Annotated in this window: 23 protein-coding genes and 2 tRNA genes; 18 read left to right on the top strand and 7 right to left on the bottom strand. The window is 73.9% G+C overall.

The features are described 5' to 3' along the window. Positions 1-58: 58 nt before the first annotated feature. The 3 genes from PGB27_RS09305 to PGB27_RS09295 all read right to left on the bottom strand — a co-directional run bounded on the left by PGB27_RS09305 (position 59) and on the right by PGB27_RS09295 (position 2820). On the bottom strand, positions 59-1066 hold the full coding sequence (locus PGB27_RS09305; RefSeq protein WP_274200136.1) for a glycosyltransferase: 1008 nt from the start codon (positions 1064-1066) through the stop codon (positions 59-61). A gap of 126 nt (positions 1067-1192) precedes the next feature. Next, positions 1193-2248 (bottom strand): glycosyltransferase family 9 protein, encoded by a 1056-nt coding sequence (locus tag PGB27_RS09300; RefSeq protein WP_274200082.1) that lies wholly within the window; start codon positions 2246-2248, stop codon positions 1193-1195. Positions 2249-2289: 41 nt separating this feature from the next. Then, positions 2290-2820, bottom strand: a complete 531-nt coding sequence (locus PGB27_RS09295; protein ID WP_332843786.1) for an HAD-IIIA family hydrolase — start codon at positions 2818-2820, stop codon at positions 2290-2292. Positions 2821-3022: 202 nt separating this feature from the next. Between PGB27_RS09295 and PGB27_RS09290 the strand changes: the two genes are divergently transcribed. The 8 genes from PGB27_RS09290 to PGB27_RS09255 all read left to right on the top strand — a co-directional run bounded on the left by PGB27_RS09290 (position 3023) and on the right by PGB27_RS09255 (position 10756). Next, complete coding sequence (locus PGB27_RS09290) at positions 3023-3523, top strand: ATP-binding protein (protein ID WP_274200081.1); 501 nt, start codon at positions 3023-3025, stop codon at positions 3521-3523. Positions 3524-3762: 239 nt separating this feature from the next. Next, the gene (locus PGB27_RS09285) at positions 3763-4500 is read left to right on the top strand and encodes a SigB/SigF/SigG family RNA polymerase sigma factor (protein ID WP_274200135.1); all 738 of its coding nucleotides are present in this window, start codon (positions 3763-3765) and stop codon (positions 4498-4500) included. 4 nt (positions 4501-4504) lie between these two features. Next, positions 4505-5449 (top strand): glycosyltransferase family 9 protein, encoded by a 945-nt coding sequence (locus PGB27_RS09280; protein ID WP_274200080.1) that lies wholly within the window; start codon positions 4505-4507, stop codon positions 5447-5449. Between the two features lie 10 nt (positions 5450-5459). Continuing rightward, positions 5460-6269, top strand: a complete 810-nt coding sequence (locus tag PGB27_RS09275; RefSeq protein ID WP_274200079.1) for a DUF2127 domain-containing protein — start codon at positions 5460-5462, stop codon at positions 6267-6269. 152 nt (positions 6270-6421) lie between these two features. Next, positions 6422-7333 carry a YhjD/YihY/BrkB family envelope integrity protein gene (locus PGB27_RS09270; protein WP_274200078.1) on the top strand — a complete coding sequence of 304 codons (912 nt, stop codon included), beginning with the start codon at positions 6422-6424 and terminating at the stop codon, positions 7331-7333. Beyond that, a complete protein-coding gene (locus PGB27_RS09265) occupies positions 7330-8148 on the top strand; it encodes a carotenoid biosynthesis protein (RefSeq protein WP_274200077.1) in 819 nt (272 codons plus the stop codon). Before PGB27_RS09270 ends, PGB27_RS09265 begins: the two co-directional genes overlap by 4 nt. Beyond that, entirely contained in the window at positions 8145-9266 is a 1122-nt protein-coding gene (locus PGB27_RS09260) for a glycosyltransferase (protein WP_274200076.1), read from the top strand. The genes PGB27_RS09265 and PGB27_RS09260 overlap by 4 nt, the downstream gene beginning before the upstream one ends. Next, on the top strand, positions 9263-10756 hold the full coding sequence (locus tag PGB27_RS09255; RefSeq protein WP_274200075.1) for a phytoene desaturase family protein: 1494 nt from the start codon (positions 9263-9265) through the stop codon (positions 10754-10756). Before PGB27_RS09260 ends, PGB27_RS09255 begins: the two co-directional genes overlap by 4 nt. Before the next feature lie 72 nt (positions 10757-10828). On the opposite strand, the gene PGB27_RS09250 is transcribed toward PGB27_RS09255, so the two are convergent. Continuing rightward, positions 10829-11464 (bottom strand): CDP-alcohol phosphatidyltransferase family protein, encoded by a 636-nt coding sequence (locus PGB27_RS09250; protein ID WP_274200074.1) that lies wholly within the window; start codon positions 11462-11464, stop codon positions 10829-10831. Further along, a complete protein-coding gene (ligD, locus tag PGB27_RS09245; RefSeq protein WP_274200073.1) occupies positions 11461-12453 on the bottom strand; it encodes a non-homologous end-joining DNA ligase in 993 nt (330 codons plus the stop codon). The genes PGB27_RS09250 and ligD overlap by 4 nt, the downstream gene beginning before the upstream one ends. A gap of 31 nt (positions 12454-12484) precedes the next feature. On the opposite strand from ligD, the gene PGB27_RS09240 reads away from it, so the two are divergent. The 7 genes from PGB27_RS09240 to PGB27_RS09210 all read left to right on the top strand — a co-directional run bounded on the left by PGB27_RS09240 (position 12485) and on the right by PGB27_RS09210 (position 19678). Next, positions 12485-12673, top strand: a complete 189-nt coding sequence (locus tag PGB27_RS09240; protein WP_274200072.1) for a hypothetical protein — start codon at positions 12485-12487, stop codon at positions 12671-12673. A gap of 69 nt (positions 12674-12742) precedes the next feature. Then, positions 12743-14764: an SDR family oxidoreductase gene (locus PGB27_RS09235; RefSeq protein WP_274200071.1), complete on the top strand. Its 2022-nt coding sequence runs from the start codon at positions 12743-12745 to the stop codon at positions 14762-14764. Next, the gene (locus PGB27_RS09230) at positions 14761-16389 is read left to right on the top strand and encodes an AMP-binding protein (RefSeq protein ID WP_274200070.1); all 1629 of its coding nucleotides are present in this window, start codon (positions 14761-14763) and stop codon (positions 16387-16389) included. The genes PGB27_RS09235 and PGB27_RS09230 overlap by 4 nt, the downstream gene beginning before the upstream one ends. Positions 16390-16483: 94 nt before the next feature. Next, on the top strand, positions 16484-16990 hold the full coding sequence (locus PGB27_RS09225) for a PH domain-containing protein (protein ID WP_274200069.1): 507 nt from the start codon (positions 16484-16486) through the stop codon (positions 16988-16990). Then, on the top strand, positions 16987-18468 hold the full coding sequence (locus tag PGB27_RS09220; protein ID WP_274200068.1) for a PH domain-containing protein: 1482 nt from the start codon (positions 16987-16989) through the stop codon (positions 18466-18468). Before PGB27_RS09225 ends, PGB27_RS09220 begins: the two co-directional genes overlap by 4 nt. Before the next feature lie 10 nt (positions 18469-18478). Further along, on the top strand, positions 18479-19153 hold the full coding sequence (gene orn / locus PGB27_RS09215) for an oligoribonuclease (RefSeq protein WP_274200067.1): 675 nt from the start codon (positions 18479-18481) through the stop codon (positions 19151-19153). A 105-nt stretch (positions 19154-19258) separates the two neighbouring features. Next, on the top strand, positions 19259-19678 hold the full coding sequence (locus PGB27_RS09210) for a cupin domain-containing protein (protein ID WP_274200066.1): 420 nt from the start codon (positions 19259-19261) through the stop codon (positions 19676-19678). 7 nt (positions 19679-19685) lie between these two features. Here the strand turns inward: PGB27_RS09210 and PGB27_RS09205 are convergent, their stop codons facing one another. Further along, positions 19686-19928, bottom strand: a complete 243-nt coding sequence (locus PGB27_RS09205; RefSeq protein ID WP_274200065.1) for a LapA family protein — start codon at positions 19926-19928, stop codon at positions 19686-19688. Between the two features lie 157 nt (positions 19929-20085). On the opposite strand from PGB27_RS09205, the gene PGB27_RS09200 reads away from it, so the two are divergent. From PGB27_RS09200 to PGB27_RS09190, 3 genes are all read left to right on the top strand, one after another. Beyond that, a tRNA-His gene (locus PGB27_RS09200) sits at positions 20086-20158 on the top strand. 65 nt (positions 20159-20223) lie between these two features. Next, positions 20224-20296: transfer RNA gene (locus PGB27_RS09195), tRNA-Lys, on the top strand. A 91-nt stretch (positions 20297-20387) separates the two neighbouring features. Further along, on the top strand, positions 20388-21614 hold the full coding sequence (locus tag PGB27_RS09190; protein ID WP_274200064.1) for a tyrosine-type recombinase/integrase: 1227 nt from the start codon (positions 20388-20390) through the stop codon (positions 21612-21614). 65 nt (positions 21615-21679) lie between these two features. Here the strand turns inward: PGB27_RS09190 and PGB27_RS09185 are convergent, their stop codons facing one another. Beyond that, positions 21680-23191: a restriction endonuclease gene (locus PGB27_RS09185; protein ID WP_274200063.1), complete on the bottom strand. Its 1512-nt coding sequence runs from the start codon at positions 23189-23191 to the stop codon at positions 21680-21682. Between the last annotated feature and the right edge of the window lie 386 nt (positions 23192-23577).

Below are 23577 nucleotides of genomic sequence, written 5' to 3'. Positions count from 1 at the left end.
GAGGGGGGACCCGGGACCGGCACGTTGCTGGACCGGTCCCGCACCCCCGTGTGGGTGGTCAGACCGCGGGTGTCAGGCGGCGGGGATCCCGGGCGCGCGCCGTCGCGTCACCCTCGATCAGCTCGTCGAGCAGCAGATCCCAGTCGCTGAGGAAGCGGTCCACCCCGTGGCGGGCCAGCGCCGAGGCCCGAGCGGTGGCGCCCGCCGCGCGGGCGAGCTCCGGATCGTCGCGGTAGGTGCGCAGGCCCTCGTGGAGGACCCGCAGGTCGGTGGCGACGACACCCGCCGCGGCCGGGACGTCGACCGCGGCCTCGGTGGTCGCGAGCGCGACCACCGGCATCCCGAGCATCATCGCCTCGATCAGCGACAGGCCCAGCGAGGTCCAGCGCACCGGGTGCAGGTAGACGCTCCTGCGCGCCATCTCGGTGTGCAGCCGGTCCTGGGGCAGGTCGCCCCCGATCGCGATGCCGGGGTGGCGGACGGCCTCGCCGAGGCGCTCGCTGCCGATCCCGTAGACGTCGAGACCGACGGTGTCGGCGAAGCCCGCGAGCAGGTCGGTGCCGGTGACGCGGTGGCGGCGTACCGGCTCGTTGACGACGACGACCGCGCGGTCGAGCTCGCCGGTGTAGCGCTCGCCCGGGTCCACCACGCCGTGCTCGACGACGTGGACCGGCGCCCGCCCGGTGTCCCACATCAACGCGTTGAAGTGCGTGACGTGGACGACGGGGATGTCGTCGCGGTCGGCCATCGGGTGGCGCGACGTGGGCACGTCACCCTTGGGTGTGTTGTGCTCCACGAACACCGCGGGCAGGTCGACGCCCGGTCGCCGCCCCGTCCAGCGCTCGGTGAGCTCGATCTCCTCGGGGCGCTGGAGCACGACGGCATCGATCGTCTCGGCGCGCTCGCGCAGCTGCTCCGGGGTGGCCTCCTCCGCCCGTGCCGGCCAGTCCCAGGCCGCCGGCCGCCCCCCGCCCCAGGGTCCGCGCTCCGGCAGCACCGGCAACAGGCACGTGTGCCGCCCCTGGACGAACGCGGTGGTCCAGGAGCCGTGGACGTGCCAGTGCAGGACGGTGCGCGCCGGAGTCCGGGCTGGTTCCGGATCCGACGCCGGGGACGGCGTGGGGTCGGACGGGTAGGTCACCGGCGAGGTATTGGTTCTGCGTCTAACCGATAAACTCCGCCCACCGAACTACTACTCTCCGTACACGACCGTGGTGACGGCTCTGACGACATCGTCGCCGCGCACACGGTCGAGACACGGATGACCAGGCACGGGGCAAGTCCGCGCGCGTGTCCCACGACACGGCGCGTCCTGGTCACCGAGCAGAATCCGTGGCACTCCGTAAGGAGCCCACCGCTCCGGCGGCACCACGGGAGCGAACAGGGAGATCACCGGCACACCCACCGCGGCGGCGAGGTGGGCGGGTCCGGTGTTGCCCACGACGACCGCCCGCGCCCCGGCCAGGACGGCGGCGAGCGCGCCGAAGCCGGTACGCCCGCCGAGATCCACTCCGTGGCGGCCGGCGACCTGAGCGGTCAGCGCCGTCTCCCCCGGCGCGCCGGTCACGACCACCCGGTGCCCGGCCGCCGCGAGCGCCGCGACGCCCTCGGCCGCCCGGTGCGGCGACCAGGCGCGCGCGGGCACGGACGCGCCCGGGTGCAGGACGACGTAGTCCCCGGCGACGTCGTGCGCGGCGAGCAACGTGGCGGCCTCCCGGCGCGCGTCGTCGTCGACGGTGACGGCGAGGCGCCCGTCGTCCCCCGCCGGCAGCGCGTACCCGGCGCGCTCGGCGACGGCCAGGGCGCGCTCGGCCTCGGGGAGGTCGTCGGGGAGGTCGACGGTCGGGTCGAGCGCCGGGTCGCCCGGGCGCAGGCGGACGTCGAGGAGGCTGCCGGGGTAGTCGACCGACGCGGCGGTGATGCGGGGGACGCCGGCGAGGCGCAGCACGAGCGCGGTCGGCAGCGGCGACTGGTGGAACGAGGTGAGCACCACCGCCTCGTCGACCCCCAGGGCCGCCAGGGCGTCGACGACCTCCTCGGTGCCCTCGCGCGTCACCGGCGGCGGCTCGCCGTCCACCCATGGGCAGCGCCACACCGTGACGGCGTCGATGCCCGGCAGCAGCCCGGCCGCCTGCCGCCCGCGGGGCCCGACGAGCGCCACCACCTCGTCGGCGCCGGCGGCGACCGCGCGGATCGCCGGCCCGGACAGCAGCACGTCGCCGTCGCTGTCGAGGCGCGCGACGAGCACCCGGCGTCCGGGAGACGGAGCCTGCGCAGCTCGACCCGTGCTCACGAGCCGAACCCCAGCAGCGCCACGGCACCGAGCAGGTCGTCGGCGAGGATGCCGCGGGCGCGGGCCGCCTCGACCTCCTCCGCGCGGGTGGCCGGGGTCGGCACGAGCACCGCCCGCGCGCCGGCGGCGTCGGCCGCCCCGACGTCCGCGGCGATGTCCCCGACCACCGCGACCTCGTCCGGCGCGACGCCCAGCGCCGCCGCCGCGGCGAGCACCATGCCCGGCGCGGGCTTGCGGCAGTCGCACCTGTCGTCGGCGCCGTGCGGACACCACCGCCAGTCGGCGAACGGCCCCAGCAGCTCCCCCACCCGGGCGTTCACGGCGGCCACCTGCGCGGGGTCCAGGAGGCCGCGCGCGACCCCCGACTGGTTGCTGACGACCCCGACGGGCACGCCCGCCGCGCGGAGGCGTTCGAGGGCCGCGGCGGCGGTCGGCACCGGCTCCACGAGATCCGGGTCGCCGTTGTAGGGGACGTCGACGACGAGGGTGCCGTCGCGGTCGAAGAGCACCGCGCGGGGACGGGTCACGGCCCGGCAGCACACCACGAGACCGGCCGGCGCGCACGTCCCCCCGGTGCGACGTGGCGCGTCTCCGGGCCCGGTTTGTGGGGTGGGGCCCCGGGTACACGCCGGGAGACCGGAGCCTCGCCGGTCTGTCCGCCGCCCGCGCGGGCGTGACCGACCAGGAGGACCTGCGTTGATCAGCCCCCAGCCACCCGAACACCGGGGCATGGGTGCGCCGCGTGACGTCGAAGTGCGCGTGCTGCCCGTGCCGGAGGCGCTCGTCACCGTGCGCACCGTCGCCGGCGACCTCGCCGCACGGGCCGAGTTCACCCTCGACGTGGTGGACGACCTGCGCCTGGCCGTCGACGAGGCGTGCACGTGCCTCGCCGCGCTCGCGCGCCCCGACACCAAGCTCACCGTCACGTTCGCCGTCGAGGACGAGCGGATCGTGATGACCGCGTCGGTCTCCACGACCGGGCCCACCACCCTGCCGACCGACACGTTCGCGTGGCGCGTGCTCACCGTCCTCGCCGACGACGTGCGCGTGCTCGCCGAGGCGCCGTCGGTGCCGGGCGAGGCGCACCGCCTCGCGCTCCGCGTGATCGTCGAACGCCGCCGCGACGTCCCCCTCGCCGACGTGCTGCCCGACACCGGGACCGCCGAGGAGACCACCCCCAGGGCCACCGTCTCCCGGCTCCCCGGGCCGCCGCGGGACGCGGGTCGGTGACGAGCCCCGCCGCCGGCGCGCAGGCCGGCCCCACCGATGCCCCCGAGAACACGGATGTGAGCTCGATCGACGTCATGACCGACACCGCCGGCGCGACCGGTACCCAGTCCGCCGACGGCGACGCGACCACCGCGCCGCGACCCGAGCCGCGGGAGAAGGGCACCGAGGACCGGTCCGACGGCCGCAACGGCGGACGCAACGGCGACCGCAAGGGCTCGCGCGGCGAGTACGACCACCTCATGCCGAAGCTCGCCGAGCACGCGGCCCTCGAGCAGGGCTCGCCGGAGCGTCTTCGGCTGCGCGACGAGCTCGTGCGCGGGCACCTGCCGGTCGCCCAGCACATCGCGCGCCGGTTCTCGCGACGCGGCGAGCCGGAGGAGGACCTCGAGCAGGTCGCCACGCTCGGTCTGATCAACGCCGTCGACCGGTACGACCCGGCCCGCGGCACCGACTTCCTGTCCTACGCCGTGCCGACGATCACCGGGGAGGTGCGCCGGCACTTCCGGGACCAGGCGTGGTCGATGCGCGTGCCCCGCCGGCTCAAGGACCTCAACGTCACGCTGAGCTCGGCGATGTCGCAGATGTCGCAGACGCTCGGCCGCGCCCCCAACGCCGCCGAGCTCGCCGAGCACCTGGGCATCGGCAAGGAGGAGGTGCTCGAGGCCCTCGAGGCGTCGAACGCCTACCGCAGCGGCTCGCTCGACGAGATGCTCGTCGACGACCCGGACTCCGGCACCGTGTCCGACCTGCTCGGCGAGGCGGACGCGGCGCTCGAGCAGGTCGAGTACCAGCAGTCGCTGGCCCCGCTGCTCGAGAAGCTGCCGCAGCGCGAGCGCACCATCATCATGCTGCGGTTCTTCAAGAACATGACGCAGTCGCAGATCGCCGAGCGCGTCGGGATCTCGCAGATGCACGTGTCCCGCCTGCTCGCCAAGACCCTCGCCCAGCTGCGCGACGGCCTCGGCGACGCGCGCTAGGGACGTGTCCCCCACCGCCGTCGTCCTGCGCGACCTGGGCCTCGGCGACCTGCTCGTCGCCGTGCCCGCCCTGCGGCTGCTGCGCCGGGCGCTGCCCGACCACGAGATCGTCCTCGTCGCCCCCGACGCCCTCGCCCCGCTCGTGGCGCGGCTGCCGGAGGTGTCCACCCACGTGAGCAGTTGTGACGCCTATAGGCGTGCCAACTGCTCACATGGGCCGGACCTCGCCGTCAACCTCCACGGGAAGGGGCCGGAGAGCCACGCACGGCTGGACGCCCTGGCGCCGCGGCGGCGGATCGGGCACGCCGCCCCGGGCTGGGATGGGCCGGCGTGGACCGACGACCCCGCCCGCCCCGAGCGCCGCCGCTGGTGCGACCTGCTCGCGGCCACCGGCCTCGTCACCCCCGACGCCGCCCGCGACCGCGCCGACGACCTGACGATCCCCGGCCGCCGCGCCGTCCCCGGCGGGCCGGTCGTCGTGCACCCCGGCGCCGCGTTCGGGTCCAAGCGCTGGCCGCCCGAGCGGTTCGCGGCGTGCGCGGCGGCGCTGGCCGCGCAGGGCCACGCGGTCGTCGTCACCGGGGGCGCGGGCGAGCACGCGCTGACCGCCGAGGTCGTCGCCCGCGCCGGCCTGTCCCCCGACGCCGACCTGGGCGGGCGCACCGACCTCGCCGGCCTGCTCGACCTCGTCGCCGCCGCGTCGCTCGTGCTCGCCGGCGACACCGGCATCAGCCACGTCGCCACGGCGTTCGGCACGCCCTCGGTGACCCTCTTCGGGCCCGTCCCGCCCACCCAGTGGGGGCCGCCGCCCGGCGGGCCGCACGTCGTGCTCGGCGACGACACCGTGCGCCGTGGCGAGCGCTTCGTCGACGACCCCGACCCCGCGCTCCTCGCCGTCACCCCCGCGGACGTCCTCGCCGCGATACCGGCCGCCGCCGTCCCCGCCTAACCTCGCCCCCGTGAGGCTGCGCTACGAGCTCCTGGGCTGTGCGCTGCACGGGCACGCGCTGGTCGGCACCGACGCGGCCACCGTGCGCGCGCAGGACGCCCTGCTCGTGCGCGAGGACGCCGACGGCCTGCGCTGGCACCGCTGCCTGCGCTGCGACGCGTGGGAGCCCCGCGCGGCACCGACGACCCCGGACCGCGACACCGTCCCCGGTCCCGACGAGGTCGAGGTCCCGCTGCGCGGGCGCCCGCTGCGCGACCGGTTCGTGCTGCGCCTCATCGCCCTGGACCGCACGGTGCACGTCGTCGGCCTCACCCTGTTCGGGACCGCCGTGCTCCTGTTCGCCACCTACCGCGAGGCCTGGGGCCCGACCGCCGGCCAGATCGTCGGCATCCTGCAGGCCGGGCTCGGCGGGCCGGTCGGTCACGGCGGCCCGACCCTGCTCGTCGAGGTCGAGCGTGCCTTCGCGGTGCCCTCGTCGACGCTGTACTGGCTCGCCGCCGCCCTGCTCGCCTACGCCGTCCTCGAGACCGTCGAGGCCGTCGGGCTCTGGTACGCGCGCCGGTGGGCCGAGTACCTGACGTTCGTCGCCACCACGGTCCTGCTGGTGCCCGAGGTCTGGGAGCTCACGCACGGGCCGACGCCGACGAAGATCCTGGCGCTGGTGGTCAACCTCGTCGTCGTCGCGTACCTCCTCGTCGCCAAGCGGCTGTTCGGGCTGCGCGGCGGCGGCCGGGCCGAGGAGGCCGAGCGGGCCCACGACACGGGGTGGCCCGCGGTCGAGCGCGCCGGCCCCGGCACCGGGCGGCTGACCGCGAGCTGACCACTCGTCGATCGACGTGGACCCGGGCCCGTCCGGGGACAGGACGGTTCGCCGTCCGGCAGGTCGGCGCCGGCGGACCCCGGGCCCACGTGTGAGGTTCCTGTGACCGGTTGTGCCCCCCAGGTGCGGGGTACGTCCTGGCAGTGCCGCGCATGCTCTCGTCGTCCCGACCGGTGGCCTTCGCCCGGTCGGTGGCGGCGTCCGTGGCGGCGACGCTGCGCGGGCGTGACCTCGCCGCCGTCGCCGCCGGCCTGACCTACTTCGCGGCGATCGGCGTCGTGCCGTGGCTGCTGCTCGCGGTGTGGGGCGCGGCGCTGCTCGCCTCGCCCGCGACGATCGCCGGGTACCTCGCCGACCTGCGGATGCTGGTCCCGCCGGAGATGGGCGCGCGGCCGGTGTACGACGCGCTCGTGCGGGCGGGGCTGGAGCTCGGGTGGTGGGGCGCGCTGGTGACGATCTTCCCGGCGACGTTCTACGGCGAGGGCCTGCGCCGGGCGTCCCTGCGCCTGTCCCCGCGCACCGACCGCTTCACCGGCTGGCGCGCGCGGGTGAGCCTGCTGCCGCTGGTGCTCGCCGTGCCCGTGCTCGCGCTCGGGGTGTTCGTCACCGCCCCGCTGCTCGCCGACCTCGCCCGCACCGGCGGCTTCTGGGGCACGCTCGGCCAGGTGGTCGTCGCCTTCCACGTCTCGTTCGTGGCCATCGGGGTCGTGCTGACCTGGGGGTTCCGGGTCGTCGCGCCCGGCGGACCCGGCTGGGCCGCGACGCTGCTCGGCGCGTTCGGCACCGCGGCGGTGCTCGCGGGCTTCCTCCAGGGCTTCCTGCTGTTCCTCGCCCTGCCGATCGACCTCGGCATCCCGTTCGGCGGCCTGGACATCGTCGGCGCCACGGTCGCGATCGCGCTGTGGATGTTCGTGCTCCACGTGCTGATGCTCACCGGCTGGGCCACCACCGACGCCCTCGACCGCCGCTTCCGCGCCGCGCGGGAAGCCCGCGCCGCGCAGACGCCCGACCCCGGGCCGTCCGCGTCCGACCCCGCCCCGCTGGCCGTCGGGGCGGGACGGTGAGCCCGACGACCCACACCCGCCCGGTCACCCGGCGGCGCCCCGCCGTCCGGCCGTCGTGGCAGGCCGTGCCCTGGGTGCTCGGCGCGGGCGTCGTGGGGGTGCAGATCGCGTTCCCCCTCACCGGCGGCGGCACCCCGGCGCTGACCGTCCTCGCCGTCGCGCTCTTCGCGGCCGCCTCGGTGTCCCACGCCCTGCTGACCCGCGGACCGGCCGCGGCGGTCGGCCTGGTCGTCGTCGCGGGCGGCGGCGGGCTGCTCGTCGAGGCCGTCGGGCTCGCGACGGGTGTGCCGTTCGGCGAGTACCGCTACACGGGCTCGCTGGGCGCCGAGGTGCTCGGCGTGCCGGTCGTCGTGCCCCTGGCCTGGACGATGATGGCCTACCCGTCCCTCGTCGTCGGGCGCCGTCTGGCCGCGGCGCTCGGTCGCGGGCGGGGCGCGGTCACCGTCCTCGGCGCCTGGGCGCTGGCCACCTGGGACGTCTTCCTCGACCCGCAGATGGTCGAGGCCGGGCACTGGTACTGGCTCGAGCCGTGGCCGACGCTGCCCGGGGTGCCGGGCATCCCCGTGTCGAACTTCGCGGGCTGGCTGCTCGTCGCCCTGCTGATGATCGCCGCGCTGGACCGCGTCGTCCCGGCGCCGCACGAGGGCGACGACCGGCTGCCGCTGACCCTGTGGTGCTGGACGTTCCTGTCGTCGACGATGGCCGCCGCCGTGTTCTTCGGGCGGCCATCGGTCGCGCTGGTCGGCGGCGTGCTCATGGGGCTGGTCGGGGTGCCGCTGCTCGTGGTGCTGCGACGCCACGGGGCGCGGACGTGAGGATCACCGCGCTGGGTACGGCCGTCGGCTCGGGGCTCGCGCTCGCCTCGCTGGGCCTCACCGTCGACAACCTGCGCCGCCTGCGCGTCCCGGACCCGAGCGCGCCGCCGCCGCGCGAGCGGGTCGCCGTGCTCGTGCCCGCCCGCGACGAGGAGGCCGACATCGTCGACTGCGTGCGGGCCCTGCTCGCCGCGGTCGAGGGCTGGCCGGTCCCGGCGGAGGTCCTCGTCCTCGACGACGGGTCCACCGACACCACCGCCGCCCGGGTGCGCGCGCTCGGCGTGCGCGTCCTCGACGGTGCGCCGACGCCGGCCGGCTGGCTCGCGAAGCCGTGGGCGTGCCACCAGCTCGCCGCGGCGAGGGAGGCGACGACCGCCGACGTCCTCGTGTTCGTCGACGCCGACGTCCGCGTGGCGCCGCACGGGCTCGCGGCCACCGTCGACCTGCTGCGCCGCACCGGGCTCGACCTCGTCAGCCCCCACCCCCGCCAGCGCGCCGAGGGCCCGGCCGAGCGGCTGGTGCAGCCGCTGCTGGCGTGGTCGTGGCTGGCGACGCTGCCCCTGGGCGTCGCGGAGCGCTCGCCGCGCCCGTCGCTGTCCGCGGCCAACGGGCAGCTGCTCGCCGTCGACGCGCGCGCCTACCGCGCGGCCGGCGGGCACCCGCCCGACCAGGTCCTCGACGACCTCGCCCTGGTGCGCGCGCTCAAGCGCCACGGCCGCCGGGGCGTGGTCGCCGACGGCACACGGGTCGCGGAGTGCCGGATGTACCACGGGGCGGTGGAGGTGCGCGCGGGCTACACGAAGTCACTGTGGGCGGCGTTCGGCACCCGCCCGCGCGCCGCGGCGATCGTCGGGCTGCTGGCGCTCGTCCACGTCGTCCCGGCGCTCGCGGCCCTCGGTGGGTCGCGGGTCGGGCTGGTCGGCTACCTCGCGGGGGTGGCGAGCCGCGTGCTCGCCGCGCGGCGCACCGGCACGCGCCCGGGCGACGCCGTCGCCCACCCCGTCTCGGTGCTCGCGGTCGCCGCGCTCACCATCGACTCCTGGCGCCGCCGCCGCGCGGGCACCCTGCGCTGGCGCGGGCGCCCGGTGGTGGCCGAGACGCCGTCGCGGGCGGCATGACGCGCGCGGTCGTCGTCGGCGGGGGGCTCGGCGGGCTGGCCGTCGCCGCGCGGCTCGCCGCGTCCGGGCAGCAGGTGACGCTGCTCGAGGCGACCGAGCGCGTCGGCGGCAAGCTCGGCACGGTCGAGGTGGACGGGTTCCGCTTCGACACCGGGCCCTCGCTGGTCACCATGCCCTTGGTGCTCGAGCGACTCTTCGCCGACACCGGGGCGCCCCTGCGCGACGTCCTCGACCTGCAGCGTCTCGACGTGGCCGCGCGCTACCGGTTCGGCGACGGGGTCGCGCTGGACCTGCCCGGCGAGCGGCCGGCGATCGCGCCGGCGATGGACGACGCCCTGGGCGACGGCGCGGGCGCCCAGTGGGAGGCGTTCCTGGCGCACGCGCAGCGCGTCTGGGACGCGACGCACGAGCACTTCCTCGAGTCGCCGGTCTCCCCCGGCGGGCTCGCGCGGCTCTCGCTGCGGGTGCGCGACCTGCTCGCCGTCGCCCCGTGGCGGAGCCTGCGCGGGGTCGGCGACCGCTACCTGCGCGACGAGCGCCTGGGCCTGCTGCTCGACCGCTACGCGACGTACTCCGGCTCCGACCCCCGGCGCGCGCCGGCGGCGCTCGCGGTCGTGCCGTACGTCGAGCAGCAGTTCGGGTCCTGGTACGTCCGCGGCGGGCTGCGGCGGCTCGCCGAGGCGGTGGCCGACCGCTGCCGGGCACTCGGCGTCGAGCTCCGGACGGGGGCGCGGGTCACGGCGATCGACACCGTCGGCGACCGCGTCTCGGGCGTGCGGCTGGACGCCGGGGAGCGGCTGGCCGCGGACGTCGTGGTGGCCAACGCCGACGCGTCGACGGTCTACGGGCCCGGCGGCCTCCTCCCCCACCGCGCGTCGGCCCGTCGTCTCGCGCGCACCACGCCGTCGTCGTCGGGGTTCGTGCTGCTGCTGGGCCTCGCCGGCCGCGACCCCGCCACACCCCACCACCGCGTGCTCTTCCCGCCCTCGCGCGCGGCGTACGACGCCGAGTTCGACGCCTACCGCTCGCGGGTCCCGGCGTCGTCCCCGACGGTCTACGTCCACGCCCCCGACGACCCCGCGCTGCGCCGCGACGACGACGGCGAGGGGTGGTTCGTGCTGGTCACGGCCCCGCGCCACGACCCGGCGGGCGGCGTCGACTGGGACGCGCCGGGCCTGGCGCCGCGCTACGCCGAGCGCATCCTCGACGTCATGGCGCGCCGCGGGCTCGACGTGCGCCACCGCATCCGCTCGTGCACCGTGCGCACGCCCGCCGACCTCGAGCGCGAGACCCTCTCCCCCGGCGGCTCGATCTACGGCACGTCGTCCGACGGCGCCCTCGCGGCGTTCCTGCGCCCGGCCAACCGCTCCCCGGTCGCCGGGCTCTACCTCGTCGGCGGCTCCTCCCACCCCGGCGGCGGCCTCCCCCTCGTGACCCTCTCCGCCGAGATCACCGCCCGCCTCGCACGTGAGCAGTCGGCACGCGTATAGGCGTGGCAACTACTCACGAGGGGCCCACCGTCGTCCGTGAGCGAACATTGGAGCTATAGCTCGAAAGTCCGCTCACGTGGTCAGGCGGCGGAACACCGTCACCACGACCTGCACGAATCCGACCACGGCCAGCACCGCCGCGATCACCACCGCGACGGTGGCCACCGGCAGCCCGGGTGTCAGCACCGTGCCCAGCAGCCCCAGCGACGTCACGATCACCCGCGAGGGCCGCTCCCACACGCTCACCACGCCCACCTCGGGCAGCGCCGCCGAGGCCCGCACCGACTCCTGCAGCAGCGTCAGCGTCCCCACCCCGACCGCGAGCCACCCCGGCGCGCCCGCCAGCACCAGCGCCACGAGGAACGCCACGTCGCCGACCCGGTCGACGAGCTGGTCGAGCACCCGCCCCCACGCCGTCGCGGTGTCGGTGAGCACGGCGACCGCGCCGTCGAGCCCGTCGAGCAGTGCGCACAGCACCGCCAGCACGGCGCCGAGGAGCGCCCCCCACCGGCCGAGCAGCACCGCGAGCGGCACCGCCACCCCGCACACCAGCGACGCGAGCGTCAGCACCCACGGCGGCACCCGCCGGCGCGCCAGCGGCCGCACCAGCACGTGCACCACCCGCAGCCAGCCGAGCACGAGACCTCGCGGCTCGATCCCGCCGTGCGCCGCCGACCACCGGCGCAGGTGGTCGGGGAACGAGGTCACTGCTCCCGCACGACGTCGGCGGGGTCCTTGTCCTCGCGCAGGCCCTGGTAGCGGGGGTGGCGCAGGCGCCCGTCGGTGGTCCACTCGCCGAACCCGACCGCGCACACCAGCTCGGGGCGCACCCAGTGCTGGCCCCTCTCCCGCACCGCGTCGACGAACGGGCTCTCCGCGACCGTCAACGGGTCCAGCCGGTCGCGCAGCATCACCAGCGTCGCCGCGTCGTACCCCGTCCCGACCTTCCCGGCGTAGCGCAGCTGCCCGTCGGCGTAGTAGCCCACGAGCAGCGCGCCGAGCCCCCGCCGCGAGCCGGACGGGTCGGTCCAGCCGCCGATGACGAACTCCTGGTCGCGGACGCACTTGAGCTTGAGCCAGTCACGGCTGCGCCCGCCGACGACGTACGGCGCGTCGCTGCGCTTGGCGATCAGCCCCTCCCAGCCGTCGGCGCACGCCTCGGCGAGCAGGTCCGACGGGTCGCCCTCGAGCGCGGGCGAGCGGAACAGCGGCGCCTCGATCCCGACGACGGCGTCGAGGATCCGGTGCCGCGTCGACTGCGGCAGCCGCGTCACGTCGACGTCGTCGAGCACGAGCAGGTCGAACAGGTGCGCCTCGACCACCACGCCCGTGCGCCGCGCCCGGTTCGGGTCCTGCAGGTGCATGCGCGCCTGCAGGCTCGAGAACGTCCCGTCGGCGGCGGTGATCTCGCCGTCGAGCACGAACCGGGACGGCCCGTGCGCGTCGAGCGCCTCGACGATCTCGGGGTAGCTCGCGTCCATCGGCTTCTCGTTGCGCGACCACAACCGCGGCGCCTCGCCCCGCTCGCGGGTGGCGATCACCCGGACGCCGTCGAGCTTGCGCTCGAAGACCCAGCCGGCCCCCGGCGGATGCTCCTTGGACAGGGTCGCGAGCATCGGCGCCCGGTAGCGCACGTCCTCCGCGCGGCGCAGGGCGCGCTGCTGCTCGGGCGGCAGGTCCCACACGTCGTCGGGCACCCCGCCTTCCTACCCCCTACCGTTCCGGTCCATGAGCGAGCAGCGTCAGGACGCCGCCGACATCGAGCAGCGCTACGTCCAGGAGTACGACGAGGACGCGGCGCTGGTCGAGGGCCTCGACCCCGACAAGCCGCGCGAGCAGAAGACCACCGACCAGGTCGAGGCCGTCGGCGACGACGTCGAGACCGACGTCGAGGAGATGGCCGACCCCGAACGGTGAGGTCAGCGCGGTGACCGACCGGTAACCACACGTGGCGGGTGGTCGTGGCCTGTGCCACGATCCTCCGCCATGCGGTATCTGGTGACCGGCGGTACCGGGTTCCTGGGGCGGATGGTGCTCGCGCGCCTGCTGGCCCGTGACGACTGCGAGGCCGTCTACGCGCTCGTGCGCGAGGGCTCACGCGACCGGCTGCTGCGCCGCCTCGCCGACACCCCGGGCCACGACAAGGTCGTGCCCGTGGTCGGCGACCTCACCCGCCCCCGCCTGGGCCTGCACGACGCCGAGGTCGACGGGCTCGCCGGCCGCGTCGACCACGTCCTGCACCTGGGCGCGGTCTACGACATCACCGCCGACGACGACACCAACCGCGCCGCCAACGTCGACGGCACGCGCGGCGTCGTGGAGCTGGCCTCGCGCCTGCGCGTCGGCTGCCTGCACCACGTCTCGAGCGTCGCCGTCGCCGGCGAGTACGAGGGCACGTTCACCGAGGACGACCTCGACGTCGGGCAGCGCTTCGGCAACCCGTACCACGAGACGAAGTACCGGGCCGAGCGCATCGTGCGCGAGGAGTCGACGGTCCCGTGGCGCGTCTACCGGCCCGCGGTCGTCGTCGGCGACTCGCAGACCGGCGAGATGGACAAGGTCGACGGGCCGTACTACCTGCTCACGGCCATCTCGCTCCTCGGTCGGTTGCCGAGCGCGCTGCGGTTCGCGATCCCCGAGCTGGGCGCGACCAACGTCGTCCCGGTCGACTTCGTCGCCGACGCGATGGTCCACCTCGTGCACCGGCCCGGCCTCGACCACCGCGCGTTCCACCTCGTGCACCCGCGCCCGCAGCCGCTGTCGGAGGTCTACAACGCCCTCGCCGCGCCGCTGGGCGCGCCGCAGGTACAGGCGACGATGCCGACGGGGGTCGGCGACCTCGTGCGCCGCGGCGCCGACCTCGCCCAGCGCGTGCCCGCGCTCGCCGCGGCCCGCGACATCGCCCTGGCCGAGCTCGACATCCCGCCCGAGGTCCTGCCGCACCTCACGTTCGGGGCGCGGTTCACGGCCGAGAAGACGAACGCCGAGCTCGCCGGCAGCGGCATCCGCAGCCCCGAGATCGGCGAGTACGCCGCCGCGCTCGTCGGGTACTGGCGCGAGCACCTCGACCCCAACCGCCACCGCCGCCCCCGCCCCGGCGGGCCGCTGCAGGGCCGCCGCGTCGTCATCACCGGCGCGTCGTCGGGCATCGGGCGCGAGACGGCGTTCAAGGTCGCCCGTGCCGGCGGCGTCCCGCTGCTGGTCGCGCGGCGCACCGAGGAGCTCGAGGAGGTCAAGACCCAGATCGAGCGCGACGGCGGCCAGGCCTGGGTCTACTCGTGCGACATCACCGACGCCGAGTCGGTGGACGCGCTGGTCAAGGCCATGATCAACGACCACGCGGGCCCCGACACCGGCATCGACATGCTGGTCAACAACGCCGGCCGCTCGATCCGCCGCGGCGTGCGCCTCGAGCTCGAACGCTTCCACGACTTCGAGCGCACGATGGCCATCAACTACTTCGGCGCCGTGCGCCTGACGCTCGCCCTGCTGCCGCACATGCTCGAGCGGCGCTTCGGTCACATCGTCGACATCTCCTCGATCGGGGTGCAGACCGGCCCGCCCCGCTTCTCCGCCTACGTCGCGAGCAAGGCCGCGCTCGACGCGTGGGCGAGCATCGTCGCCACCGAGGTGCTCGGCGAGGGCGTCACGTTCACCACCGTGCACATGCCGCTGGTGCGCACGCCCATGATCGCCCCGACCCGCATCTACGACGCGTTCCCCACCGACTCCCCCGAGGAGGCGGCGGACAAGGTGATGCACGCGCTGGTCGACCGGCCCAAGCACGTCGGCACGGCGCTCGGCACGTTCGGGGCGGTCGCGGGGGCGCTGACGCCGAGCATCAAGGACGCCGTCATGCACGTCGCGTACCGGGTGTTCCCGGAGTCGGCGGCGGCGCGTGAGGGTAGTGACCCCCCGAGCCACGACGACGCGCGGACGCTCGACACGGGCCCGCTCTCGCGTGGCGCCCAGGCCATGGCCCGACTTCTCCCTGGAGTGCACTGGTGAAGACCCCGTTCGGCACCCCGACCGAGCTCGCCACCGGCCTGCGGCTGCTGACCGGGGCGGGGGTCGTCGCCCCGATCCCGCCGCACCGGCTCGCGATGTTCCCGACGGCGCTGTACCGCTACGGGTTCACGCCGACCACGGCCTACGTCGTCTCGCGCTGGCGCCACCCGGACCGCGTCGCGATCATCGACGACCGCGGCACCCTGACGTTCCGCGAGATCCACGAGCGCACCGACCGCCTCGCCCGCGCCCTCGCCGACCGCCGCGTCGGGCCCGGCAGCCGCGTCGCCGTGCTCTGCCGCAACCACCGCGGCCCGATCGAGACGATCCTCGCGGTGAGCAAGCTCGGCGCCGACGTCGTCCTGCTCAACACCGGCCTCTCGCCCGCGCAGATGAAGGCCGTGGCCGAGGAGCAGGAGATCACGACCGTCGTCTCCGACGCCGACCTCGCCGACCGCCTCGACGAGGTCCCGTCCGACGTCCGGCGCATCTGGGCGTGGACCGAGGGCACCGGCTGCTGGGGCGACGACACGCTCGAGGGCCTCATCGGCGCCGACGGCTCGCAGGAGCTGCCGACCAAGCCGCCGATCGGCAAGACGATCGTGCTGACCTCGGGCACCACCGGCACGCCCAAGGGCGCCGAGCGGCCCTCGATCGGCGGGATCGGGCCGGTCAACGCGATCCTGTCCCGCATCCCGCTGACCGCGCGCGAGCCCGCGCTGGTATCGGCGCCGCTGTTCCACACCTGGGGCTTCGCCGCGTTCCAGATCGGCTCGCTGATGGGGTCGACGCTGGTGCTGCGCCGGAAGTTCGACCCGGAGGACGCGCTGGCCCAGCTCGCGCAGCACCGCTGCACCGCCATGTTCGCGGTGCCGGTGATGCTGCAGCGCATCCTCGAGCTCGACGAGGAGGTCATCGCGCGCTACGACGTCTCGGCGCTCAAGACCGTCACCGCGACCGGGTCGGCGATGCCCCCGGCGAAGGTCACCGAGTTCCTCGAGACCTTCGGCGACAAGCTCTACATGCTCTACGGCTCCACCGAGGTGTCGTGGGCGTCGATCGCGAAGCCCGAGGAGCTGCGCAGCGAGCCCGGCACCGCCGGCCGGCCGCCCGCCGGCACCGTCGTCAAGATCCTGGGTGACGACGACCGGGAGCTCCCCGCCGACGAGACCGGGCGCATCTTCGTCGGCAACGAGATGCTCTTCACCGGCTACACCGGCGGGCGAGGGGAGACCGAGATCGTCGACGGCATGCTCGGCACCGGCGACCTCGGCCACTTCGACCGCCAGGGCCTGCTGTTCATCTCCGGCCGCGCCGACGACATGATCGTCTCGGGCGGCGAGAACATCCACGCCGGCGAGGTCGAGGGCCTGCTCGCGGAGATGGACGGGGTCAAGGAGGCCGCGGTCATCGGCGTCGACGACGAGGAGTACGGGCAGCGCCTCGCCGCCTACCTCGTGCTCGAGCCGGGCGCCACGGTCGACGCCGATCAGGTGCGCGACCACGTCAAGAACCACCTGGCCCGATTCGCCTCCCCCCGCGACGTCGAGTTCCTCGACGAGCTGCCGCGCAACAACACCGGCAAGATCCTGAAGAAGGAGCTGGGCTCGTCGTCGGCCTCGTGAGTGCCAGCGAAGTCCCGTCGCTGACACTCAACGTCCGTATCGGTACTTCGATCACATCCGGCGGGCGCCCGCGCGCATCGGTCAGACTGGTCCCGTGACGACGCCGCAGTCGGGCGGCGCGCGGCTGCGCACGCCGGCCCACCGCGTCAGCCCGCGCGCCCGGCGCTGGTGGGCGCTCCGGTCGGCGATCGGGACGCTCGTGGTGCTCGCGCCGCAGGTCGTCGCCGCCGCCCTCTGGCCGCGCGTCGCCGACGTCCTGCTCGTCACCGGCGGCCTCACGCTCGTCGTCGGCGTCGCCCACGCCCTCGTCGTGCCGCGCGTGCGCTACGCGCTGCACCGCTGGGAGATCACCGACGACGCCGTCCACACGCTGTCGGGGTGGCTGCGCCTGGAGTGGCGGATCGCCCCGATCTCGCGGGTCCAGACCGTCGACACCGACCGCGGCCCGCTGCAGCGCGCGTTCGGCCTCTCGTCGGTGACGGTGACGACGGCGTCGTCCAGCGGCGCGCTGACCATCGACGGCCTCGACGCCGGCGACGCCGTCGTGCTCGCCGACCGCCTCACCCGCGCCACCGAGCACCTCGGCGGGGACGCGACGTGACGACCGTGAGCGACCTGCCCTGGCAGCGCCTCGACCGCCGCATGCTCGTCGTGCACCCGATCGTCGACCTGGCGAAGCTGGTGCCCGTCCTGCTCGTCATCGCCATCACCGGCGGCACCGCCGACGACCGCTGGCGGCTGTGGGGCGGGCTCGCGCTGGCGGCCGCGGTCATGCTCTACGGCGTCTCGCGGTGGTTCACGACGACCTACCGCATCGGCACCGACCGGGTCGAGCTGCGCACCGGCCTGCTGCGCCGCCACCACCACAGCGTGCACCGCGACCGCATCCGCACCGCCGACCTCACCGCCAACCCCGCGCACCGCCTCTTCGGGCTCGCCGTCGTGCGCGTCGGCACCGGGCGGCGCGAGGGCGGCGAGAACGCCGAGCTGACCCTCGACGCCGTCGCCCGCGGCGAGGCCGAGCGCCTGCGGGCGCTGCTGCTGCGCGAGGCCGTGCCGGTCGGTCCCGACGCGCCCGCGGCGCCCGAGCTCGCCCGCCTGCGCTGGACGTGGGTGCGCTTCGCGCCGCTGACCTTCTCCGCGCTCGCCGTGGTCGGCGCGGTCTGGTTCGGCCTGCTGCGGCTCGCCGAGGAGTTCTCGATCCGGCCCGGCCCGCAGGTGCTCGAGGAGACCGCCGGCCGCGCGCCGATCTGGCTCGGCGCCGTGGCGCTGCTGGTCACCGCGGTGGTCGGCGCCGCGGTCGTGTTCGTCGAGGGCTGGTGGGGCTACCGGCTCACGCGTGCCGACGACGGTGGGCTCGTGCTGCGCCGCGGGCTGCTGACGCGCCGCACGCTCTCGCTCGAGGGGCGGCGCGTGCGCGGGGTCGAGCTCGACGAGCCGCTGCTCGTGCGCCTCGGACGCGGCGCGCGCCCGCTCGCCCTGACCACGGGGCTGCGCGCGGACGGCGCCGGCGAGCACGTCGGCGCGGTCGGGCCGGCGATGCCGCGGCGGGAGGCGCACCGGGTGGCCGCGGGCGTGCTCGGCGTCGGTGAGGACGAGGCCACCCGCACCCGTCTCGTCCGCCATCCCCGGGCCGCGCTGGTGCGCCGCCTGACCCGGGGGCTCGGGCCGGCGCTCGTCGTCGCCGCCGTCCTGCTGATCCTGCCGCGGGTCCCCGGCGACGAGGTCCTCGTGCCGGTCCTGCTCGGCGGGGCCGCGCTGCTGGCCGTCGACCGGATCCGGTCACTCGGGCACGCGCTGACGCCGTCGGCGCTGGTCGCGCGGCAGGGCGCGTGGGTGCGCCGGACCGTGGTGCTGCGTCGCGGAGGGGTGATCGGCTGGCGCCTCGAGCAGAGCCTCACCCAGCGGCGCGCCGGGCTCGTGACGCTGCACGCGGTGACGGCGGCCGGCCGGGGGCGCTACGAGGTGCTCGACGTCGACGTCGCCCGCGCGCTGGAGCTGGTCGAGGACGTCACCCCGGGGCTGCTCGCACCGTTCGTGATCGACGGTCGGGGGGCTCGATCGTTCGTGCGACGTTAGGGTCGGTCATGTGAGTCCCCGGTTGGTGTGGATCGACTGCGAGATGACCGGCCTCGATCTGCGGAACGACGCGTTGATCGAGATCGCGGCCCTGGTGACGGACGCGGACCTCGTCCCGTTCGGCGAGGGCGTCGACGTCGTCATCCACGCGCCCGACGCCGCGCTCGACGCCATGCCCGACGTCGTGCGCGACATGCACGCCAAGTCGGGGCTGACCGAGGAGGTCCGACGCTCCACGGTGACGATGACCGAGGCCGAGAAGCTGGTGCTCGACTACGTACGGACCCACGTGCCCGAGGGCCGATCGGCGCCGCTGTGCGGCAACTCGATCGCCACCGACCGCGGCTTCATCGCCCGCGACATGCCCGAGCTCGACGGCTACCTGCACTACCGCATGGTCGACGTCAGCTCGATCAAGGAGCTGTGCCGGCGCTGGTACCCGCGCGTGTACTACGCGCAGCCCGAGAAGGGGCTCGCGCACCGGGCGCTCGCTGACGTCCGCGAGTCGATCCGCGAGCTCGAGTACTACCGGCGCACCGCGTTCGTGCCGATGCCGGGCCCGACCACCGAGGAGGCCCAGGCCGCGGCGTCATCGGTCGTCGCCGACGACCGCGCGGGCGTCGTCGCCGCCGCGGCCGACCGGCCCGGGCCCGCGGGCGGGCAGGCGCCACCGCCCGGGGCGTGACGACCACGTTTGGGTGACGCCCGCACCCGGTATCCCGGAGCCCGGCAGCCACGCCTCCAGCACCGAGGGGCCGTCCGTCCCTGCCTCCCCCAGTGAGGAGCGCCGATGCCGCACGCCGTCACCACGCTCGGTTCCGAGAACGCCCCGGGCCGCGTCGCCACCCCCGACGACTGCACGTGGGAGGTGTGGAACGACGACCGTGGCCAGCTGCGCTGGTGCCTGCTCGTCGACGGTGCCGACACCGCCCCCGACGCCGTCACCACCGGCGTCGCGGTCCTCGAGACCGGCGGCTGGCTCGCGCGACACCGCCACAGCGCCCCCGAGGTCTACTACGTCCACGAGGGCGAGGCGGTCGTCGACGTGGGCGGCGAGGAGGTGTCCGTCGGGCCCGGGGCCGTCGTGCACCTGCCCGGCGACGTCGAGCACGGTGTGCGCGCCGCCGGTACCGGACCCGTCCGCATGCTGTTCGTCTTCCCGACCTCGGCGTTCGACGACGTCGTCTACCACTTCAGCGACGCCGCCTGAGCCGCGGTCACCGCCGTCGCCGCCGCAGCATCAGCCCGATGACGATCCCGATGACGAGCGTGATCGTCAGCGCCGCCCACTGGGGCATCACGACGACCGGGATCAGCAGCCGAATCGTCACCAGGTCGCGGTTCTCGAGGATGAACACGAGCACCAGCACGGCCAGGACCGCGGGGAGCACCCAGCCGGCGCGCCACCAGGGCGTCGCGCCGGCCGGCCGGGTGGCCTTGCGGGACGGGGTGTCGGTCATGGCGTGCCTCCGGGCGCTCGTCGGGTGACGACGACGGTGCCGCAGCCGCCGGCCCCCGACCTCCCCCGCCACGGATGAGGTGTCCCGGTCGCAACCGCCTCGCGACCGGCTTGTAGGCTGGTCACAGCTCACCGGGGACGCCCGGAGGGTCGCCATGGTGGGTGTAGCTCAGTTGGCAGAGCACTGGGTTGTGATCCCAGGTGTCGCGGGTTCAAGTCCCGTCACTCACCCGGACGGCGGCGGGACCCACCCGCTGTCGGATCGAGATCCTGGCTTTGCTAAGGTTCCCGATCACGCGCCGTTAGCTCAATGGGCAGAGCAAGTGACTCTTAATCACTGGGTTCGGGGTTCGAGTCCCTGACGGCGCACCCATCGTTGCAGGTGTCGGGCCTGCAGTGCTTCCCTCCAGGAGATCGACGGTCCGTTCACGGGCCGGAAACTCCTCCGGAGGCGCTCCACATGGCCCGTCCACCCCTCCCGCTCGGCACCCCCGGGACCATCTCCGTCGCCGAGGAAGAGCCCGGCTCCTGGGTCGCTCGCTGCCGCTTCCGCGACCACGACGGTGTCACCCGTCGGCTCCGCAAGCACGGGCCGTCGAAGACCGCCGCGAAGGCCGCCCTGCACGAGCTCATCCAGCAGCGGCAGCGAGGCAAGGTCGGAAACGGGGGCGGTCTGACGCCGGCATCTCGCTTCCACGAGGCGGCCGAGCTGTACCTCGCGAAGGTGGACCGCAAGCGCGAGGACTCGACGCACGCGCTGTACGCCTACCACCTCAACCGCACGGTCCTCCCGGCCCTGGGCGCTCTCCAACTGCGCGAGTGCACCGTTGCGCGCCTTGACGCCTTCCTCGAGGCCCTTGAGCCCCGCTACGCGCCGTCGACCCGCCGCACGCTGCGATCGATCGTGAGCGGCGTCCTCCAGATTGGGGTGCTCCACGAGGCCCTTCCGGCCAACCCGGTCCGCGAACTAGACCGCATCGAGCAGCCGAGAGGCCAGGCCAAGAAGAAGCCCCGAGGGCTGACCGTCGACGAACGGCAGGCCTTGCTCGACTGGTTTGACCAGGACTCGGACGACGATCGAGTACGCCGCCTTCAGAGAGTCGCTCGAGCGGCAGAACTTCCTGCGCTGGTGCGCTTCTCACTTGGGACCGGCTTGCGCATCGGCGAGGCGCTCGCGGTTCGCAGGCTCGACGTGAACCTCGACGGGGTGCCGGTTCGCGGACATGATGGCCCACTGCACGTCCCAGTAGTCAGCATTGCCGGCAACGTGACGTGGGTGAAGGGCAAGGGCCTCGTGCGCCACGACGGCAAGAGCGAAGCGGCCCTCCGCGTCATCCCGCTCCCCCGGTTCGCCGCGGACCTTCTCCGCGAACGTCTGGCGCAGCCGGGCGAGGACGGGTGGCCGCTGTTCCCAGCGGCCGGCCGCGACGGCCACATCACATACCGCTGGCCGTCCAACGTTCGACGGACGCTGCGATCCATTCGCGAGGAGGTGGGCCTCGACTGGATGACGCCCCACACCTGGCGCCGCACCTACGCGACCATCCTCGACGACGAGATCGCCTTCACCGACCGCATGAAGGCTGACCTCATGGGCCAGGCCGACTTCCTAAAGAACACCTACGTCAGCCGCGGCGAGCTCCACGCTGGCGCCGCCATCCTCCTCGACGCAGCCCTCACCGCGTGAGGCTTCCACTCGTGCGTCCATCTCCACCCCAGCGTGGGCTTCCACAGCTTCATAGCAGCAGGCAGCTAGGATTCCTGAGCGTCGATTTCTATCTTTGCCTCGATGCCAAGGTGCTCCCTCAAGAGATACTTTAGCTCGCCTCCTTCGATGATGCGAACGCGATTGTTCTCGCGTGCGAAAGCCTTCGCCATGGGGCTAGCCCATGCAGTGGTAACGAGAAACCCGCGAGTAGCCCTCCTCACGTCGACGACGCCCGCGAGTTCGCGAATGTCCTTGACTGGCACCGCCCTTCTGTACTGCTTGGACTGTACTGCGAACTCGCCACCACTGACGATATGCTTATGGAACGAGACAGTGTCGACGCCGCCGTCGTTGGACTGCGGAGTATTGTAGGAGATGAGGTCCATTGCGCGCAGAAGATCAGTGACCAGCTTCTCGAACCGTCGATGATGTATTGCAAGAAGGTCAAGCTTCGAATCAAGGCCCACTAGAGGGTCGGCGGGGTCGCCGATTCGCCACTTCGCCTTATCGAACTCAAGGAATGGCTCGACCGCCTCGAGCTCCATGGGGCGCTTCGAGACCTCGGCGTTGAGCTGATTCCTCAAGCAAGCAATCGGGTCGACCCGTGCGAGGTTGACCGACAAGAATGATTCTCGATCCGCTTCCACAGAGACCAAGCACGGATGAATATCGTGACCGGTGGAGGGATCGACCGCTTCGACATGGGCGTTGAGAATGATGCTGTCGAACGCCCCTTCAAGATCAGAAAGAAGGAAGCACTGGTCAAGGCAGACCAAGACGATCTGTGCAACCAAGAGAGCGTAGAGCCCAGCCATGTCGTCTCGGCGACGAGGCGTTCGCTTGAGCTCGCGTGTCTTCTTGACATAACTAATCGAGTGATGGCCCGGAACAGCCTCGCTCGCTGGCGGAAGCTCAAGCTGGACGACGACCTGCCGATGCTCTGGTCGAAATACCACCTGTTGTCCGCACCGAACCTGTTCCGGTAGGTGCGCCAGGTCGATAGCACGGGACACGAGCTCAGCCACGCCCTCCTGATCACGATCGGTGACGGCTGTTTGCAGACGTAGTCGGTCACGCTCGGCCTCGTCGACTTGCGTCTGTATTTGATGAAGCGCGCTGTGATACGCCGAGATTTCTTCCGCATACCGCGAGCGTTGTTCTTCCCGCTCCTTCTGCCACCGCGCCGTAGCCGTATGGAAGCTGTCCTCGGCGAACGTGCGCTCCGCTCGAGTTATCCGTCGCCAGAGGCCGCGACCAGGTTGTGGCTCGAAGTCGACCCACCGTGGCGGGTTCTCCACGGCTGGCTCCACAGGCGCTGTCGGCAGTTCAGGGAACGGTGCGAGATCGTCTAGAGCTAGGTGTCGGCGTTGGGCGAGGTGACGGGCCAACAGCTGCCGCAGCTCGGCCACTTCGGCCTCGAGCTCCCTGGTGAGCGACTCGGCCTCCTTGAAGCCCTCCTCGTGCTGTAGCACCAGCGCAGCGCTCTCGTTCTTTCTCGCGGCCTGCTGCTCTAGTCGCTCCGCCCGCTGCTTCTCCCGCTCGAGCTCGCGGGCCACCTGAGCCTCGACCTGAGCGTTCCGTCGCGCCTGGCGTTCTCGGCTAGCACGCTCCTTCTGGTACTGCGTCCACCACGACGACCGCGTGGCCACAGGCCTCACCTCCGCAAGCAACCTCACCAAAGCGGGCGCGGAGAAGCATCGGCCACCGCGGGGACATCGGAACTAGCCATGGCTCGGGCGAGCGCGAGATGGTTCATCACGGGCGCTCCCGACGCGGTGACGTCGAACCCATGACCCGACGGCTTGTAGGAACGCGCTGAGTCGTGTCTCGGGGCTTCTACCAGGGCCTATGCTCTCGCTCGCCTGCCTCTGGTGGCTCCACGAGCCGCTCATAGCCTCCAATTCGCCCACGATCCGCACCACGAGATGAGATCTTGGTCCGC

This window comes from Actinomycetospora lemnae (genome assembly GCF_028737315.1).
In the GTDB taxonomy this organism is placed as follows: Bacteria; Actinomycetota; Actinomycetes; order Mycobacteriales; family Pseudonocardiaceae; genus Actinomycetospora; species Actinomycetospora lemnae.
This window is presented reverse-complemented; position numbering and strand designations above follow the sequence as displayed.

Coding starts and splice junctions, on each gene's coding strand:
- PGB27_RS09270 (WP_274200078.1), top strand. CDS start 6,422: ATGCTCTCGTCGTCCCGACCGGTGGCCTTCGCCCGGTCGGTGGCGGCG.
- PGB27_RS09235 (WP_274200071.1), top strand. CDS start 12,743: ATGCGGTATCTGGTGACCGGCGGTACCGGGTTCCTGGGGCGGATGGTG.
- PGB27_RS09190 (WP_274200064.1), top strand. CDS start 20,388: ATGGCCCGTCCACCCCTCCCGCTCGGCACCCCCGGGACCATCTCCGTC.
- PGB27_RS09285 (WP_274200135.1), top strand. CDS start 3,763: ATGCCGAAGCTCGCCGAGCACGCGGCCCTCGAGCAGGGCTCGCCGGAG.
- PGB27_RS09255 (WP_274200075.1), top strand. CDS start 9,263: ATGACGCGCGCGGTCGTCGTCGGCGGGGGGCTCGGCGGGCTGGCCGTC.
- PGB27_RS09210 (WP_274200066.1), top strand. CDS start 19,259: ATGCCGCACGCCGTCACCACGCTCGGTTCCGAGAACGCCCCGGGCCGC.
- PGB27_RS09240 (WP_274200072.1), top strand. CDS start 12,485: ATGAGCGAGCAGCGTCAGGACGCCGCCGACATCGAGCAGCGCTACGTC.
- PGB27_RS09290 (WP_274200081.1), top strand. CDS start 3,023: ATGGGTGCGCCGCGTGACGTCGAAGTGCGCGTGCTGCCCGTGCCGGAG.
- PGB27_RS09205 (WP_274200065.1), bottom strand. CDS start 19,928: ATGACCGACACCCCGTCCCGCAAGGCCACCCGGCCGGCCGGCGCGACG.